14 protein-coding genes are annotated in these 17,038 nt (G+C 72.1%); 3 read left to right on the forward strand and 11 right to left on the reverse strand.

The features are described from left to right. Positions 1-268 precede the first annotated feature (268 nt). From ACIA47_RS05570 to ACIA47_RS05585, 4 genes are read right to left on the reverse strand one after another with little or no spacing between them, the layout of a single operon-like run. Entirely contained in the window at positions 269-709 is a 441-nt protein-coding gene (locus ACIA47_RS05570; RefSeq protein ID WP_396705758.1) for a hypothetical protein, read from the reverse strand. Then, a complete protein-coding gene (locus tag ACIA47_RS05575; protein ID WP_396705760.1) occupies positions 709-5,130 on the reverse strand; it encodes a toxin glutamine deamidase domain-containing protein in 4,422 nt (1,473 codons plus the stop codon). The genes ACIA47_RS05570 and ACIA47_RS05575 overlap by 1 nt, the downstream gene beginning before the upstream one ends. Before the next feature lie 16 nt (positions 5,131-5,146). Next, complete coding sequence (locus tag ACIA47_RS05580; protein WP_203124809.1) at positions 5,147-5,479, reverse strand: hypothetical protein; 333 nt, start codon at positions 5,477-5,479, stop codon at positions 5,147-5,149. Further along, complete coding sequence (locus ACIA47_RS05585; RefSeq protein WP_396705762.1) at positions 5,476-5,898, reverse strand: YbaB/EbfC family nucleoid-associated protein; 423 nt, start codon at positions 5,896-5,898, stop codon at positions 5,476-5,478. Before ACIA47_RS05585 ends, ACIA47_RS05580 begins: the two co-directional genes overlap by 4 nt. 78 nt (positions 5,899-5,976) lie before the next feature. On the opposite strand from ACIA47_RS05585, the gene ACIA47_RS05590 reads away from it, so the two are divergent. Continuing rightward, positions 5,977-7,218 (forward strand): SUKH-3 domain-containing protein, encoded by a 1,242-nt coding sequence (locus tag ACIA47_RS05590; RefSeq protein WP_396705764.1) that lies wholly within the window; start codon positions 5,977-5,979, stop codon positions 7,216-7,218. A gap of 18 nt (positions 7,219-7,236) precedes the next feature. On the opposite strand, the gene ACIA47_RS05595 is transcribed toward ACIA47_RS05590, so the two are convergent. After that, positions 7,237-8,676: an aldehyde dehydrogenase family protein gene (locus tag ACIA47_RS05595; RefSeq protein WP_396705766.1), complete on the reverse strand. Its 1,440-nt coding sequence runs from the start codon at positions 8,674-8,676 to the stop codon at positions 7,237-7,239. 142 nt (positions 8,677-8,818) lie between these two features. On the opposite strand from ACIA47_RS05595, the gene ACIA47_RS05600 reads away from it, so the two are divergent. Together ACIA47_RS05600 and gabT are read left to right on the forward strand one after the other, a co-directional pair. After that, positions 8,819-10,255: a gamma-aminobutyraldehyde dehydrogenase gene (locus tag ACIA47_RS05600; protein WP_238683549.1), complete on the forward strand. Its 1,437-nt coding sequence runs from the start codon at positions 8,819-8,821 to the stop codon at positions 10,253-10,255. A gap of 27 nt (positions 10,256-10,282) precedes the next feature. Beyond that, positions 10,283-11,590, forward strand: a complete 1,308-nt coding sequence (gene gabT / locus ACIA47_RS05605) for a 4-aminobutyrate--2-oxoglutarate transaminase (protein ID WP_396705769.1) — start codon at positions 10,283-10,285, stop codon at positions 11,588-11,590. Between the two features lie 56 nt (positions 11,591-11,646). Here the strand turns inward: gabT and ACIA47_RS05610 are convergent, their stop codons facing one another. From ACIA47_RS05610 to ACIA47_RS05635, 6 genes are all read right to left on the reverse strand, one after another. Next, entirely contained in the window at positions 11,647-12,321 is a 675-nt protein-coding gene (locus tag ACIA47_RS05610; protein ID WP_396705771.1) for a hypothetical protein, read from the reverse strand. A 57-nt stretch (positions 12,322-12,378) separates the two neighbouring features. Beyond that, positions 12,379-13,056: a M15 family metallopeptidase gene (locus ACIA47_RS05615; RefSeq protein ID WP_396705773.1), complete on the reverse strand. Its 678-nt coding sequence runs from the start codon at positions 13,054-13,056 to the stop codon at positions 12,379-12,381. Further along, complete coding sequence (locus ACIA47_RS05620; RefSeq protein WP_396705775.1) at positions 13,053-14,177, reverse strand: D-alanine--D-alanine ligase family protein; 1,125 nt, start codon at positions 14,175-14,177, stop codon at positions 13,053-13,055. Before ACIA47_RS05620 ends, ACIA47_RS05615 begins: the two co-directional genes overlap by 4 nt. Next, positions 14,174-15,184 carry a threonine/serine dehydratase gene (locus ACIA47_RS05625; RefSeq protein WP_396705777.1) on the reverse strand — a complete coding sequence of 337 codons (1,011 nt, stop codon included), beginning with the start codon at positions 15,182-15,184 and terminating at the stop codon, positions 14,174-14,176. Before ACIA47_RS05625 ends, ACIA47_RS05620 begins: the two co-directional genes overlap by 4 nt. Positions 15,185-15,257: 73 nt before the next feature. After that, positions 15,258-16,322, reverse strand: a complete 1,065-nt coding sequence (locus ACIA47_RS05630) for a sensor histidine kinase (RefSeq protein ID WP_396705779.1) — start codon at positions 16,320-16,322, stop codon at positions 15,258-15,260. Continuing rightward, a complete protein-coding gene (locus tag ACIA47_RS05635) occupies positions 16,319-16,984 on the reverse strand; it encodes a response regulator transcription factor (RefSeq protein ID WP_396705781.1) in 666 nt (221 codons plus the stop codon). Before ACIA47_RS05635 ends, ACIA47_RS05630 begins: the two co-directional genes overlap by 4 nt. Positions 16,985-17,038 lie beyond the last annotated feature (54 nt).

Below are 17,038 nucleotides of genomic sequence, written 5' to 3' on the forward strand. Positions count from 1 at the left end.
CGTCCGGGCCACCCCGAGCAGGGTCACCGTCGGCCCGACCCCTTATCGCACCCAGGCCGAGCGCGAAGGCAATGCCGAGGGCGACACCGAAGGCGACACCACCCTTCGGACCGAACACGGGGATGCCGATCGCCAGACCGATCAGGATGCCGACCGGCCAGGCCCAGACGGTGGACCTGACGCTCCGCGTACCGGATTTCGCCATGGGTCGATCTTATTCGGCCCCGCCACCGACCCGTCCCCCTGTCTGTCCATCCGCGAAGCACACCTACTGTGCTCTCGCTATATCGGGGTCCGCGCCAGGATCACCGGCCGCGCGAAGCTGCTCCTCGAACATGACGAATGTCCGCTGCCGAATCCCACGAATGAGCGCCTGCTCCTTTGGCGTCAGGTGACGATCTTCGGCCTTCGCCACGTCCCTGACCGTCTGCACCGTCTCGTAGAGAGCGAAGATCGGGCCTCCGCCCTCGAGATAGTGAGCCCGGAAGCGCTCCACCTCCTGCACGAAGTCCTCAGGAGTGCGCCGAAATACGTCGCCCCCGATGTCGAAGACGATCTCGTTAAACAGGTCGTTCTTCTCCTGCCAAGCGCCAGTGTCGATCGCAACACGCCAAACCCTGGCGCCGCCGTCGGGCGTTTCCACGATTTTTACCGGCGACTGGTAGTACAGGTAGTAGGACGGGAGCACCAGACCTGGCATTTGGGCCATCAAGCGTTCCCCTCGTAAGTCGACTGCAGCGCCTGCCAAAACAGCTGTTGTTCGCGACGAAGGATGCCGTCTGCGATCGCTCCCTCGCGCCTCGTCAAGGCTCGACCCTCGATCCGGGCCAAGGCGTCCACATCGCGGCGCACCTCATACAGCGCATGCTCCCAGACCGCGATTTCGTCGAGCGCAGCCAGGTGCAGACGAAACTCCGCAAGGTGCCCGTTCCGGGTCCGCAGTACGAGTTGCACGTCCCGGTAGCCGCTGTCCTCGGGAGACACGAACCGGTCCTGGAAATTCACGATGACGACGTCAGGGTGGTCGCGTATCCGCCCGAGTGCCGCGTAGAGGTCATCGAGATTGCGGAACTCGACCTTCGCGGCGGCCAGGTCGAGCAGCTTGGAGGCATCGCCCTGGTGTTTGGTCACCTTGTCCTCGGCTCGACGGCGATCCTTGGGCTGCTCACGCCAGCCGGGCTCACCGACCCGACGATCATCGACAAGGGCCAGGGACGTCGCCAACTGATTCAGCTCCGCCTGGGCAACAACTGCTGCTGCGTAGAGATCGTCGAGGTAATGCTGCCGATAGGAGGGGTCAGACTGACGACGCTTCTCGAATCCCGGTTGGGCAGGTAGATCATCCGGAATCCGAATACTCGCGCTGATCCGCCGCTGGTCGTCCGTGAGTGGCGTTGGTTGCGGTTGATCCACATCGTTACCGGTCCCGATTGTCTGTCCCAACACGCCGGGCCCCGCTGCCTCCTGTTGGGCAACGTCCTCCAGCACCTCGGCGAGGACGTCGATGGCCTGTTGATGGCTGGCCAGGTGATACAGGGTCAGCGGACGGGCCGTCAGCGACTTCGCGAGTTCAGGCGTGGACTGGATCATGCGCGCCAGGTCCGGATGCTGCACCAGCTGCCGCATCAGCCGCTCGGCCAGGTCCGGCTCGTTCGGGGGCGGCTCCCGCCGGGCGCTGTCGAGCATGTCCCGGACCCGGTCGTCGGCGAACAGTCGCACGAGATCCCGTGCCGACGCTTCGTCCAGGTCCGGCACCAGCCGACGGAGGGTGGGCGGGTCGACCGCCGTCGCGAACTCAACGGGAGTCACCCCTGCGGCGAAGACGTCGTCCACGCTGTTGGCCGACCTTACGGCGTGGGAAGGACCGCCAACCGGTGTGGGCTGGTCGGGATCGGCGCTCGCTGGAACGTTGGCGTCGGCATCGGGGGCCGAGCCCGGGCCGTCGAGGAGCAGGTACATCCGGTTGATGTACGGGTCGCCGTGGCCGCCGTCGTCGTGCGTCGGCGGGTGATCCGGCAGGTCGGGCCGTTCGCTGAACCGGCCCCGGGGTAGTCCGCCGAGCGGCATCGGTCGACCGTCTCCGCTCAGCACCAGCGCGTCGATGCCGACCACGTTGGGGTAGAGCGGTTGGTCCCGGACCACGCCGTTCTGCGGGTCCACGTAGAGCACCGTGCCGTTCTGGTTGAGCGCCACCCAGGCGTGCGAACCACCGTGCGCCCATTCGGTGACCAGGAACGAGTAGCTGCCGTGGCCGCCCAGCAGCAGTTGGTCGTGCAGGTTGCGGTAGCCCCGGTCGGCGGCCTGCCGCGCCTGCGCGGAGTCCGTACGTTGACCGGACGCCGGGGCGAGGAGTTGCTGGAAGCGCCCGCCGGTCACGTCCTCCACCCGACCTGGGCCGCCTGCCTCGCCGCGGATGGGGCGCCGGATGTCACCGTCGAGGTAGCCGTCGAAGGTTCGTGGCGCCGACACGCGGGGTCGCCCGTGCACCCACGTCTCAAACAGGGACAGCGTGCAGTCCAGGCAGTTGATGCCCCGGGTCGCGTCGGCCGCGGGACCGCCGTCGTTGAGCAGCCCGAACCAGCCGCCGTGTCGGGGGTCGGCGGTGCGGGTGACGGTGCCGTCCGGATCGCGGGGCATCTGTCGTTCGACGTCGACCTGGTGCAGGGCGAGCGGTGGCCGGAGTCCTCCGGGTTGCCCGTACGGCCGGGAGTCGTCGATCGGCGGCGGATCGTCGTCGCCGGTGAGCCTGGACGGGCCGGCAGTCTCCACCGCGCCGAGCGCGAGCGCACCCACGTCCCGGTTGGCGTGCTCAAAGGTGGCGCTGATGTCCACGACCGGCGGGGCCGTGGTGCCAGCCAGCACCGCTTCTGCCACGTCACGCCATTCGGAGTACGCGCGAGCTTCCTCGTTCGCGGCGCGCTGCCAGCCGTCGGCCCACTGCCGGTTGCCGGCCTGGTGCAGTTGTCGGGCGTAGGTGGCGTACTCGACGGCTCGGCGATCGTGCTCCGCGGCACGGGTGCGCAGTCGGGCGGCCTCGGCCTGCCGGCGGTTGTTCTCGAACCCGATCCGCAGCGATTCGTAGTGGTCCTGGTAGCGCCGCCGCTCGGCGGCTTCCGCCGCTGCCGCCCACTGCGCCGCGTACGCGTCGTTGGTTTCGGGCTCGCGCACCGACGGTGCGCCGAACGCGGCCACGTCGACGGGTATCGACGCCCTTCCCCGGGCGGGATGGTCGGGCGCTCGCACCGGTGCGGGCGTCTCCCGGGTCGGGACACGCGACGGCACGGCGAACCGACTCACCGCAGGTGGGGTGGGGGCGACCGGCAGCGGCCCGTTGGTGGTGGTCGGGACGCCGAAGGTGACCGGTGCCGCCGGGCCGGGGGTGATCGTCGGCGCGGAGTGGCCGGTCGTCGGAGACCAGGCGGTCGGTCCGGCGGTGGTGGGGTGCGGCGAGTTGCCGGGCTGGACCGGCGGCACACCGGTGGCAGCCGGCCCGCTGCTCGATTCGAGGGGGCCGGCCACCGGCGCGGACGCCGACGAAAGCCTCGGATCAGCACCCACCACAGACCGACTCGGATCAGCCACCGCCGAGGTGGCCGGATCGGCACCCAACGCCGACGCGACCGGACCGACACCTACCGCCGACGTGGCCGGGTTGGTGGTCGCCGCCGAAAGCACACTGTCGGCCGGGTGCGGTGTGCCCGTCCTCTCCGCGAAGGGTCCGTCCATCGACGGTGTCGCCTCGGACGCGCGTACCGAACGGTCCACCACGTCCACGTCGGACAGAGCGCCAACCGGCATCGGTGACGACGTGTGCACGTCGGGCGTGACCGGAGACGCCAGCCCGGCTTCCCGTGACTGGTCGACGACCGGTGGCGTCGGCGCAGCCAACTGGTTCGGCGCCGTGGTGGCAACGCCCTCCGTCGTCTGCACCGGAATGCCGACAGCCGTAACCGGACCACCCGAGGCCACACCACCGGCAGCCCCCGCGGAAGCAGCGGCCGAGGCCGCAGCAGACGAGACCCCGGGGGAGGGAGACGCCCCCGCAGAGGCCGCATCCCCCGCGACAGGCAGCACGGCCGGAAGGGAGGGGCCCGCGAACGATGCTCCGGCGAGGGCATTGGCCTGCGCGTCGAGCCGGGCGCGTAGCGCGTGGTCGGTCTGCCCGGTCGCCGAACCGGTGGCCCCGGACGCGGCGGCGCGCGCCACGTCCTCCATCGAGGTCAGACCCTGACCGGTGGCCAGGCTCGCCGCGCTGTCGGCGAGCACCTCGCCGGTCATCTCCCGCCCCAGGTGCTCACCGACTTTCGCCGCTCGCCCGGTCGCGTGCCGGCCCAGGCCGGCCAGCGGTGCCACCGCCCCGCCGGCCAGCCCGCCCACCGCCGAGGCACCGAGATCAGTCAGGTCCAGGCCGTGTGCCCGGCCGGTGGAGTTCTGGTACGCCTGGGTGGCCAGGGTGACCCCGGCCTCCTCGGTGGCCTCCTCCAGCCCTCCCAGGGCGGCCCGCTTGGCGAGCCCGCGTGCTCCACCTCGGGCGGCCTCCTTGGCGGCCCGCTCGCCGGCCTCCTTGAGCCCGTGCTTGAGGGACTTGCTGGCCAGTTGGCCCATCAGACGCTTGAAGATCTGTTGGACCAGCAGTCGCGTCGCGGTGATCGCCGCGCCGGCGGCCGGGGTCGCCGCACCGGCGGTCAACACCGCCGCCACCGCCACGGTGAGCAGCTCGATGACCAGGATGCCCAGCTCGATCCAGACTTCCAGCTTGGCGCCCTCGATGTCGCAACCGCACTCCTCGACCAGTCGGCCCAGGTCGGCCGTGACCGCGAGCAGCACGGGCAGCGGGGCGTCGGCGCCCTCGGCGATCCCCCGCCAGGCCGCCTCGAACGCCGCGTCGACAGCCCCGACGCCGCCGTACCCGTTGTGCACTTCAACGGCGGCCGCGGCGGCGTCGGCGTGCGGCCCGGCGAGCACGGAGGCGACCGCGTACCACTGGTCGGCGACGTCCCAGACGGCCCGCTCGTTGCCCTCCGGCCACTGCACGCCGACCACCCAGTCGAGGGCCTCGTAGATCCAGCCGGGCACGTCCCACGGCGCGTAGTCCAGCGGGTGCGGGACGGGACTCGGCAGCACGCTCATCTCAGATCGCCGGCCGTCAGCGCCGGTCGGCGGCCCGACCGACCCGGGCGGCGCTGGCCCCGTCGGTCTGCACGCTCGCGTCGACCGCCTCGACCACGTCGCTGCCCAGCTCGGTGAGCCGGTGCCCGACGCCGGCCCAGGCCCGCAGCACGGTCTGCTCGAACCCGCGGTAGTTGCGCTCGAACGCGGCGCCGATGTCGTCGCGACCCCAGGGCCGGGCACCGCTGGCGGCCTCGATCGCGCCCCCCTCCGCCGCACGACGGGCCGTCACCGCCTCGCCGGCGAGCGTCAGGTCGGCGCCGCCCCGGCGGGCCCGGGACGGATCAAGCCAGAGCTGCCCGTCGGTCATGGCTTCGCATCACCTTTGCCGAGTACGGCGTCGGCCCGACCGAGCAGCGTGGCGTAGTCACCGGTCTTGAGGAAGTCCGTCGCCGCGGAGCCGGCCGGCATGCTCTCGGCGACGAGGTCGCGGGTGGCATCGGCGGCGGCGGTCGCGGCGACCCGGATCGTTTCGGTGACCTTTCGGCCGAGCGCGTCAGCGTCGCGGTCCCGGTAGATGGCCGCCGTCAGCTCGACCTCGATCAACTGGCCCTGCGCACCCACTGTCGCCGTCACCTGCCCGTCGGCCGACCGGCGGGTCACCCGCAGCGCGGCGAGTCGCGTCTGGAGGGTGTCCAAACCGGATCTGAGCTGCTGGTATTGCCCATAAACGTCGTCGAATCGGGCCCGTAGCTCGCGATTGACGCCCCGGTCCGCCTGTTCGTCCACCGCCGCCCTCCCGTCACCGTCGGTAGAGCGAAACAATACCGGCCGCCATCGATTCGTGTAGTCCGGTAGTTTCAATGCGTGATCGACCGTCAACAGGCCGAGCAGCTCGCGGCCACCTGGGCCCGCCGTGACTCGCAGCGTCTCGGCCACGAGTGCACCGCAATGGTCGACGAGTTCGACCTGGGGTGGGTCATCACGTCCGTCGTGCCCGCCGAGGTGCGCACGGTGCCTGGTGACCTGCCGACGACAGTCATCGACAAGCAGACCGGCACGGTCACCACCTGGCCCCGGGTGCCGAGCACTGTGGTGGCGGAGCTGTACCGGCGTAGCCAGCCCGCGGGGCCGACAGCTCCCCGCACTCTCGACCCGTCAAGCCTGCTGGTCCGGGAAATCCATCGGGGCGCCACCCCGAACACCGCCGCGCACCTGACCATCGACGGGCGGATCTGGACGGCCCAGGGCACGAAGGCCGACGTGCCACTCAACCATCACCCGCTGGTCCGCGACTATCTCGACCAGCTGCCGCCCGGCGAGCTGGTTCGCGGCGGGGAGGCGCACGCCGAGCTGATCGTGATCTCCGACGTCCTGCACGAGTACGACCACCGCCGCGCCGCCGAGGGCATCGCGCCGATGGGGCGGCCCGAGGCAGCGGCGCTGCTGGAGGGCGCCCGCTTCGAGATCTTCCGGATCCGCGAGCCGGGCGATCCCGCTGGTGGGCCCGCCGAACGGCCCTGCGACTCGTGCATCGCCTTTCTGGTGCGGGCGAACGTCCTGCCGGAGTCGGCTCGCGCCTACACCGAGACCTGGAACGCGCCGGAGGCACCCGACCCCGATCCTGGGCGGTTCCCGGCGGAGGTCGCGAACGCGCTGGTCGCGGCCGGTTGGCGGCCACACATAGGTGATCAGATCATGGCCGCCGCCGCCGTACGGGACGTCACGTCGGTGCCGGGGCGCAACCATCGGCACGAGGTCTTTCCCGCCGCCGTGGAGGCGCTCACCGCGTTCCCCAGCCTGGTCGGTGCGCGGCGCGGCCGGGGCGAGCAGGTGTGGATCTCCCGTTTCGACATCCGCCCGCACACCATCGCGCACACCGCCGACACCCTCGCGGACTTCGGCGCGGTGCTCGGCGTACGCCTCTTTCCGATCGGCACCGAGCAGCAGGACAGCATCCTGGCGGTGGACGAACGCGGTCGGGTGTTCGCGCTCGACCAGGCCGGCGAGTGGTTCCTCGGCGACACCATCGACGCCGCGCTGACCACCCTGCTGCTCGGCCGCGCCCCCGCCCGGGTTCGCGACGACGGCACCTGGCAGGCCGACTAGCCCGGCAGCGTTGCCGGTCTAGAGTACGAGGCCGGTCAGCACCATGACCCGGGGCTCGGTGTAGTCGTCCATCGCGCTGCGCAGCCCCTCCCGGCCGACGCCGCTGCCCTTCACCCCGCCGTAGGGCATCTGGTCGGCGCGGTACGACGGCACGTCGCCGACGATCACCCCGCCCACCTCCAGCGCGCGGGCGGCGGCGAAGGCCACGTCCAGGCGTCGAGTGAAGACGCCGGCCTGCAGGCCGTACGCCGAGTCGTTGACCGCTGTGAACGCGGCCTGGTCGTCGGCGACCGGGGTGACCACCAGCACCGGTCCGAACACCTCCTCGGCCACGACCTTGGCGTTCGCCGGCACGCCGGTGAGCACGGTCGGGGGGTAGGTCGCGCCGTCGCGGAGACCGCCCACCTCGACGGTGCCGCCGGCGGCGACGGCCTCGGCCACCCACGTCTCGACCCGGCGGGCAGCGTCCTCGGACACCATCGGCCCGACGTCGGTCAGCTCGGACGCGGGATCGCCGGTCCGCAGCGCCCGCACCGCCGCCACCAGCCGGGGCAGGAAGTCGGCGTGCAGGGCGTGGTGCACGTACACCCGCTGGACGGCGATGCACGACTGGCCGGCCTGGTAGTTGGCGAAGGTCGCGATGCGCTGCGCGGCGAAGTCCAGGTCCTCGTCGGCGGTCCAGTCCGCACAGAGCACCGCGGCGGCGTTGCCGCCCAACTCCAGCGTCACGTGCTTCTCCGGCGCGGCGCGGCGGATGGCCGCTCCGACCGGCCCGGAGCCGGTGAACGACACCACCGGTAGCCGGGGTTCGGTGACCAGTTCGGCGGCGCGGTCGTTGGGCAGCGGCAGCACCGAGAACATCCCGGCCGGGAGGTCGGTCTCGGCCAGCAGTTCGCCGAGCAGCAGCGCGGTCAGGGGCGTCGCTGGCGCGGGCTTGACGATGATCGGCGCGCCGACGGCGATGGCCGGGGCCACCTTGTGGGCGACGAGGTTGAGCGGAAAGTTGAATGGCGTGATGCCCAGCACCGGCCCGCGCGGCACCCTGCGGACCAGGGCGATCCGCCCGCCGGCGGCCGGGTCGGTGTCGAGTCGTTGCAACTCGCCGGAGAAGCGGCGGGCCTCCTCGGCGGCCCAGCGGAAGGTCGACACCGCACGCCCGACCTCGGCGCGGGCCCACTTGAGCGGCTTGCCGTTCTCCGCGGTGATCAGCGCGGCGATCTCGTCCGCGCGTTCGGCGAGCCGCCGGGACACGTGGTCGAGGGCCCCCGCGCGGGCGTGCGCGGGCAGGGCCGCGGCCTGCGCGGCCACCCCGGCCGCCGCCGCGACGGCGGCGTCGACCTGGTCGGGCGTGGCAACTGTGGTACGCCCCACCGGGCGGCCGTCGTACGGGTGGTGGACGGTCAGCTCACCCTCGCCGGTGGCGGGGCGGGAGGCGACGAAGAAGGGTGCGGGCTCCACGCCGAGCAGCGTAGCCGAGCGACCAGTCGACGGAAACAGTCGCGATAACCCTTGTCTGCCGCGAATTCAGTAGCGAAGATGGCAGAGAGATTGCGATAACCGCCGCAGAACCGCGCCCCCGGCCCCCTCGGAGTGATCCCTCATGAGTGACCAGCAGCAGCTGCGCAACTTCGTCAACGGCTCCTACGTCGACCCGTCCGATGGCGGTTACGCCGACCTGGTCGACCCCTGCACGGGTGAGGTGTTCGCCCAGGCCCCGGTCTCCGGCGCCGCCGACGTGGACGCGGCGATGAGCGCCGCCGCCACCGCGTTCGAGAGCTGGCGGGAGGTCACCCCCGCCGAGCGGCAGCGGGCACTGCTCAAGCTCGCCGACGCCGTGGAGGCGCGCGCCGCCGAGCTGGTCGACGCCGAGGTCCGCAACACCGGCAAGCCCCGCCAGCTCACCGCCGAGGAGGAGCTTCCCCCGGCGGTGGACCAGTTCCGGTTCTTCGCCGGTGCCGCCCGGATGTTGGAAGGGCGGTCCGCCGGGGAGTACCTGGCCGGGCACACCTCCTACGTGCGGCGTGAGCCGATCGGCGTCTGCGCGCAGGTCACCCCCTGGAACTACCCGCTGATGATGGCGGTCTGGAAGATCGCCCCCGCGCTCGCCGCCGGCAACACTGTGGTGCTCAAGCCGTCGGACACCACCCCGGTGTCGACGCTGCTGCTCGCCGAGATCGCCGCCGAGTTCTTCCCGCCGGGAGTGTTCAACGTGGTCTGCGGCGACCGGGACACCGGTCGTACCCTCGTGTCGCACCCGACCCCGCAGCTCGTGTCGATCACCGGCTCGACCCGGGCGGGCATGGAGGTCGCCGCCGCGGCGGCCCCCGACCTGAAGCGGACCCACCTGGAGCTGGGCGGCAAGGCCCCGGTGGTGATCTTCGACGACGCAGACGTGGCGGCGGCCGCCGAGGCCATCGCGCTGGGCGGCTACTTCAACGCCGGGCAGGACTGCACGGCGGCCACCCGGGTGCTCGCCGGCCCCGGCGTTCACGACGACTTCGTGGCGGCGCTCGCCGAACAGGCCCGCAACACCAAGACCGGCGCCCCGGACGACGCCGACGTGCTCTACGGTCCGCTGAACAACGCCAACCAGCTGACCCGGGTCAGCGGTTTCGTGGACCGCCTGCCGGACCACGCGGCGATCCAGACCGGCGGGTCCCGGCAGGGCGAACGCGGCTACTTCTACGCGCCGACCGTGGTCTCCGGGCTGCGTCAGGCCGACGAAATCATCCAGGACGAGGTGTTCGGGCCGGTCATCACCGTGCAGCGCTTCTCCGACGAGGACGAGGCGGTGCGCTGGGCCAACGGCGTCGACTACGGCCTGTCCGCGTCGGTCTGGACGCGCGACCACGGCCGGGCCATGCGGATGACCCGTCGACTGGACTTCGGCTGCGTCTGGGTCAACACGCACATCCCGTTCGTCTCCGAGATGCCGCACGGTGGCTTCAAGCACTCCGGGCACGGCAAGGACCTCTCGGTCTACAGCCTGGAGGACTACACCCGGATCAAGCACGTCATGCACAACATCGAGGGCTGAACCGTGAGCGCGAGGAGTGAGCCGGGTTTGCGAGCCTCGCAGTCGCAAACGAAAAGCGGCGCCGCGCCGACGTCCGAGGAGCTGCACAAGCGGCGCGGCGATGCCGTGGCCCGGGGTGTCGGCAGTGTGATCCCGTCCTACGTGGACCGGGCGTCCGGCGCGACGATCACCGACGTGGACGGCCGGGAGTGGATCGACTTCGCCGCCGGCATCGCCGTGACCAGCGTGGGCAATTCGGCCCCGAGGGTGGTCGAGGCGGTCCGGGCGCAGGTGGAGCGGTTCACCCACACCTGCTTCATGGTCGCGCCCTACGAGTCGTACGTGGCGGTGTGCGAGCAGCTCAACGCGTTGACGCCCGGCGGGTTCGCGAAACGCTCGGCGTTGTTCAACTCCGGCGCGGAGGCGGTGGAGAACGCCGTCAAGGTCGCCCGGCACGCCACCGGGCGGCCGGCGGTCGTGGTGTTCGACCACGCGTACCACGGCCGGACCAACCTGACCATGGCGTTGACCGCGAAGAACATGCCGTACAAGCACCGGTTCGGGCCGTTCGCCGGGGAGATCTACCGGGTGCCGATGTCGTACCCGCTGCGCGATGGTGGGCTCTCCGGCGCGGAGGCGGCGGCCCGGGCCGTCGAGATGATCGAGAAGCAGGTCGGCGCGGAGAACGTCGCCGCGCTGCTCATCGAGCCGATTCAGGGCGAGGGTGGCTTCGTCGTACCCGCGCCGGGTTTCCTGCCCGCGCTGCGGGCCTGGGCGACGGCGGCCGGGGTGGTCTTCGTCGCCGACGAGATCCAGACCGGTTTCTGCCGTACCGGCGACTGGTTCGCCTGTCAGCACGAGGGCGTCGAACCCGACCTGGTGACAGTGGCCAAGGGCATCGCCGGTGGCCTGCCGTTGGCCGCGGTGACCGGTCGGGCCGAGCTGATGGACGCGGTGCACGTCGGTGGGCTCGGCGGCACCTACGGCGGCAACCCGATCGCCTGCGCCGCCGCGCTGGCCACCATCGAGACCATGCACGAGCTGGACCTGGCCGGTGCGGCCCGACGGATCGAGTCGGTGCTGGTCCCCCGGCTACGGGCCATCGCCGAGCGGGATCCCCGGGTCGCCGAGGTACGCGGCCGGGGCGCGATGCTCGCCGTGGAGCTGGTGCTGCCGGGCACCCTCACCCCCGACCCGGCCGCCACGGCAGCCATCTCGGCGGCCTGTCACGCCGCCGGCCTGCTCACCCTGACCTGCGGCACGTACGGCAACGTGCTGCGCTTCCTGCCCCCGCTGGTGATCTCCGACGGGCACCTCGGTCGGGGTGCCGACCTCCTCGAAGCCGCCTTCGGCTGAGCGGCGGAGCAGGCCGAGCGGCGGAGGGGCCCGGTGCACGGGCCCCTCCGCCGAGGTCAGCGAAGCACCTCGACAGTGTTGCGGCGCACCAGGTTCTTGCCCGGCTCGCGGATCTGCTCCATGGCGGCGGAGTTGAGCAGCACGCAACTGCCCGACGGGCCGGTCACCGTCACAGTGGTCGCCCGGTTGTTGTCCAGGTTGGTCACCCGCAGCCGGGTGCCGACCGGGAACTGCCCGCTGGTCGCCGCCGGTCCGGCCGCCTCCTCGAAGAAGGTGATCGCCCCCGAGCACGCCGACCGGGGCGCCGGGCCGGGCGCGCCGGGAGACGCGGCGCCGGGGCGGACGGTGCCGGGGGCCGGAGCGCCGGCGGGAGGGGCCGCGCCGTCGACGCGTTCCACCACGTTGCGGCGGATCACGTTCTTCCCCGGCTCGCGGACCAGATCCATGGCCGCCGCGTTGAGCAGCACGCAACTGCCCGACGGACCGGTAACCGTCACAGTGGCCGCCCGGTTGTTGTCCAGGTTCGTCACCCGCAGCCGGGTCCCCACCGGGAACCGGTCGCTGGTCGCCGCCGGCGCCCCGCCCTCCGCGGAGAAGGTGACCGAGCCGGAGCAGACCGACGACCGTGCCGGGGCCGTGTCGGCGAACCCGAAGCTGGTCCCCACCGACACGCCCACCGCGGCGAGCACCGCCACACTCGCTGCCAGCACGTGCCTGCGCTGCACCCTCATCGCCGTCACTCCCGTCCTCGGTGGTGTCCTTCACCCACCGGTACGGACCGGAGCGTCCTACCGTTCAGCCGGCACGGGTATCGATCGTGCGGCGGCCAGGTCCACCGGCCCGTACCGGGTGCGCGGGGCCCCGGTGATCAGCGCCCAGTAACGGTCGCCGTACGACCAGTGCCACCACTCGGTCGGGTAGTTCACCATCCCAGCGCCGCCGAGGGCGTCCACCAGGATCTGCCGGTGCCGACGGGCGGTGCCGCCGATCGCCGGCGCGTCGGTGAAGCAGGCGTCGGCGCTGTCCTCCGGGGTGGCGTCGATGGCCGTTCCCAGGTCCAGCTCCACACCGTCGTCGGTGCAGAGCGTCAGGTCCACCGCGCCACCGGTGCTGTGTGGGGCCACCTCGACCGGCGAGACGAACTTCGTGGTCTCCCGGTGCAGCCGCTGCGGTGACCAGTCCGGGTGCCGTCGGCGCAGCTCGTCACGGTAGCCGGTGAAGATGGCCAGTTGCGCCTGGTACGGCCGGTAGCCCTCGACCACCAGCAGCCGCAGCCCACCGGGCAGGGCACGCTGCGCTGCCAGCAGACGGTCCACGACACCGGCCCGCAACCGGGCGTACGCCCCGGCCGGGTCGGCCGCCCGACCGTCGAGCCGCAGCTCCGGCAGCTCACGCAGGTCCACGAACTCCTCGCCGTCGTCGGCGCTGGACACGGCCGCCACCCGGGGGTCGGAGAGCAGGATCATCGGACGCTCCCCGCCGCGCTCGCGGACCGTTCCGCGTGCCGGAGCCGGGCCAACTCGACGAGGCGGTCCACCACCTCCCGGTAGCTGACCCCGACGGCTGCCCACACCTTCGGGTACATCGAGTGCGCGGTGAAGCCGGGCATCGTGTTCAGCTCGTTGACGTACAGCTCACCGGCGTCGTAGAAGAAGTCGACCCGGGCCAGACCCCAACCGCCGATCGCGGCGAACGCGCGCAGCGACAGCTCGCGGACCCGCGCGGTCACCTCGTCCGGCAGCACGGCGGGGACGATCATCGGGTCGGCGTCGCCGAAGTACTTCTGCTGGTAGTCGAACCAGCCGCCGCTGACCTGCACCTCGCCCACCGCCGACGCCTCGGGACGCCAGCCACCGAGCACCGCGCACTCCAACTCCCGGCCGGCGGCCCCCTGCTCGACCATGACGAGTTGGTCGTGGCGGAGCGCCTCCTCCACGGCGGGGGCCAGGTCATCGCCCTCGCCGACGCGGGAGATGCCGATCGACGAACCCATGCTGGCCGGCTTGACGAAGAGTGGCCGGCTCAGCCCGGTCACCAACTTCTCCGGATCGTCGACCGCCCGGTAGGTCTGCGCGTCGAACGACACGTACGGGGTGACGGGGATGCCCTCGGCGCGCAGAGCCCGCTTCATCGCCACCTTGTTCATGCCGACCGCCGAGGCGAGGATGCCGCATCCGACGTACGGCACGTTCAGTGACTCCAGCAGCCCCTGCACCACACCGTCCTCGCCGTACGGGCCGTGCAGCACCGGGAAGACCACGTCCAGCTCGGCGTGCACCGCGCCGGGGGCGTTACCGGCGGACACCTGCACGACACCCGGACGCGGACCGGCCCGCAACTCGACGGCCGGCCCGGTCACCACCAACTGGTCGTCGATGGCCCGCTCGCCGGCCGGTCGGTCGCGCAGCTCGGCCAGCAGCGCGTCGGGCATCAGCCGGAACCCGCCGGTGCGGGTGACGCCGATGGCGACAGTGCGGTAGCCGCCACCGGCGAGCGCCCGGGCCACCCCGAGTGCGGAGGCGCAGGAGACCTCATGCTCCGCCGACGGTCCACCGAACAGGATTCCGATCCGGACTGGCGCGCTCACACCGCCGTCCCTTCCTCAGCCAGGTCGGCGGATCGCGGGGCCATCAACCGGGCCACCAACGACTCCTCCACGTTTCCGCCGGTCAGCACCACACCGACCGTCCGCTGCCGGTCCCTGTCCGGCGGGAGCCGGAGGGCGCCGGCCAGGCCCGCCGCGCCGGAGGGCTCGGCGAGCACCTTGAGCTCGGTCAGGATCAGCCGGAACGCCGCCGCGATCTCGTCGTCGTCGACCCGGACGACGCCGCGCAGCGTGTTCCGCACGATGGCGAACGGCAACTCCCCCACGCAGGACGGCCGCAGCCCGTCCGCGATGGTGGGCGCCGGCGCGACCGGCACGCGAACACCTGCCGCCAGGCTGCGGGCGAGCGAGTCGCAGCCCACCGGCTCCACGCCGTACACCTCGATGCCGGAGCCGGCGGCGGCCAGGCACGCGCCGGCCACCCCGCCACCACCACCCACCGGTACGACCAACACGTCCAACGGCGTCCCCGCGCGCTCGGCGTCCTCGATCAGCTCCAGGCTCGCGGTGCCCTGCCCGGCGATCACGTCCGGGTGGTCGTACGCGTCGACGACGGGGTGACCGCTCTCGTCGCTGAGCCCGTTGGCCACCGCCACCCGCTCCTCGACGCCGGTGCCGGCGAACACCACCCGCGCTCCCGCCGCGCGCGCCCGGTCGACCTTCGTCGATGCCGCGTCGACCGGCAGCACCACTGTCGCCGCGAGCCCGTGCTGCCGGGCCGCCAACGCCACCGCCACCGCGTGGTTGCCGGTGCTCTGCGCGATCACCCCGGTGTGGCCGGCCATCGCGAGGCGGCCAACCGCGCGCAGCGCGCCCCGCATCTTGTACGAGCCGCCGTTCTGGAGGTTCTCCGCCTTGAGCAGGACCCGCGCCCCGGCAAGCTCGTCGATCACCGGGGAGCGCAGCACGGGGGTACGGACCACGCGGCCGGCAAGCCAGCGGCTGGCCTCCTCGACATCGGCCCGGACCTGGCCAACGGTGCCTGTCATCGTCTCTCCTTTTCGGGCACACCACAGGCGGGGTCCAGCGGTACGTGGACCCCGGTGAAGGTGGGTGGAAGTGTCAGTTCAAGGTGGGTAGCTGGACGTCGACCCGTAGGCCGCCGTACTCGGCGGGCCGGGCCGCGATGATGCCGTCGTGGGCCTGGGTGATCGAGCGGGCGATGGCCAGGCCCAGGCCGGCCCCGCCGCCCTGCGAGGTCCGGTCCCGGGCGAGCCGGCGGAACGGCTCGAACAGACCGGCCACCGCCTCGGCCGGCACGGGCTGGCCGGTGTTGACCACGGACAGCGCGGGCACGCCGCTCACCACGACGGTCAGCGAGCCGCCCGGCCGGTTGTACTTGATCCCGTTCTCCACCAGGTTGGTGACCAGGCGTTCCAGCAGCACCCGCTCGCCGACGACGACCCGGGGTACGAGATGGGTCTCCACGGTCACCCCGGCCTCCCGGGCCCGGCCCAGGTATCCGGCCAGCACCGCCTCGACGATCGTGTCCAACCGCTGCGGTATCCGCGAACGGAGGCCCTGGTCACTCTCGCTGAGCGCGAGCAGTCCCTCGATCAGTCGTTCGTTGCGCTCGTTGGTCTCCAGCAGCTGACTGGTCAACAGCTCCAACTGCTCGCCGGTGAGCGTCCTGGCCATGCCGACCTCGATGAGCGTCCGCTGCACCGCGAGGGGCGTCCGCAGCTCGTGCGAGGCGTTCGCGGCGAACCGCCGCTGCCCCTCGTACCCGGCGGAGACGCGTTCCATCATCTCGTCGATCGCCCGGGACAGCCGGGCCAGCTCGTCACGGCCCCGAGGCCGGATCCGGTGACCGAGGTTCTGCGGGCCAAGGTGACCGATCGGCCCGGCCAGGTCAGCGACCGGGCGCAGGCACCACACGGCGGCGAACCACAGCCCCACCAGCGCGGCCAGTGTCACCAACAGCACGGCCCCCAGGGGCAGCATGTACGCCCCCGGTCGCACGTCCCGGCACACCGTCGACAACCCGGGCATCGGCACGTCACAGAACTGCTGCCCCCACGTCCAGGCCACCCCCGCCAGCCACTTGCCCATCGCCGGCAGCACCGGCCCGGCCAGCAGCGCCAGCAGGCCCACCAGCAGCACCCGACGTCGGGGCGTCCAGCTCACGCCGTGCCGCCGATGCGGTAGCCGGCCTTCGGAACGGTGTGGATGATCGCCGGATCGCCGAGCTTCTTGCGCAGGGTCATCACGGTGACCCGTACGGCGTTGGTGAACGGGTCGGCGAACTCGTCCCAGGCCTGCTCCAGCAACTCCTCGGCGCTGACCACCTGGCCGTCCGCGCGCAGCAGCACGTGCAGCACCGCGAACTCCTTGGGGCTCAACGCGAGGGGGCGGCCGTCCCGGGTGGCCAGGTGTCGGCCCACGTCCAGCGCCAGACCGCCCTGGGCGAGCACCGGTGGCAGCGCCGGCGTGGACCGCCGCCCGAGGGCCTGCACCCGGGCCACCAGCTCGGCGAAGGCGAACGGCTTGGTCAGGTAGTCGTCCGCGCCGAGGCCGAGGCCCTCCACCCGGTCCCGGATGCCGGCCGCCGCGGTGAGCAGCAGCACCCGGGTGCCGACCTGCGAGTCGGCGATGCTGCGGCACACCTCGTCGCCGGTGTGTCCGGGCATGTCCCGGTCCAGCACCGCGACGTCGTAGCGGTTCACCCCGACCCGCTCCAGCGCACCGTCACCGTCGTAGCAGACGTCGACAGCCATCGAGAGGCGGCGCAGCCCTTCGGCCACCGTGTCCGCCAACAACCGCTCGTCGTCCGCCACCAGCACCCGCACGTTTTCCCGCTCCCCCAGTTCGGCTTGCCCGGCATACCGTCGCAGGCCCGGGTT

It is taken from the genome of Micromonospora sp. NPDC051227 (assembly GCF_044455385.1).
Lineage (GTDB): Bacteria > Actinomycetota > Actinomycetes > Mycobacteriales > Micromonosporaceae > Micromonospora.

Excerpts from the sequence above, each read along its gene's own strand:
- ACIA47_RS05570 (WP_396705758.1), bottom strand. The coding sequence starts at position 709 with ATGGCCCAAATGCCAGGTCTGGTGCTCCCGTCCTACTACCTGTACTAC.
- ACIA47_RS05575 (WP_396705760.1), bottom strand. The coding sequence starts at position 5,130 with ATGAGCGTGCTGCCGAGTCCCGTCCCGCACCCGCTGGACTACGCGCCG.
- ACIA47_RS05580 (WP_203124809.1), bottom strand. The coding sequence starts at position 5,479 with ATGACCGACGGGCAGCTCTGGCTTGATCCGTCCCGGGCCCGCCGGGGC.
- ACIA47_RS05600 (WP_238683549.1), top strand. The coding sequence starts at position 8,819 with ATGAGTGACCAGCAGCAGCTGCGCAACTTCGTCAACGGCTCCTACGTC.
- ACIA47_RS05610 (WP_396705771.1), bottom strand. The coding sequence starts at position 12,321 with ATGAGGGTGCAGCGCAGGCACGTGCTGGCAGCGAGTGTGGCGGTGCTC.
- ACIA47_RS05615 (WP_396705773.1), bottom strand. The coding sequence starts at position 13,056 with ATGATCCTGCTCTCCGACCCCCGGGTGGCGGCCGTGTCCAGCGCCGAC.
- ACIA47_RS05625 (WP_396705777.1), bottom strand. The coding sequence starts at position 15,184 with ATGACAGGCACCGTTGGCCAGGTCCGGGCCGATGTCGAGGAGGCCAGC.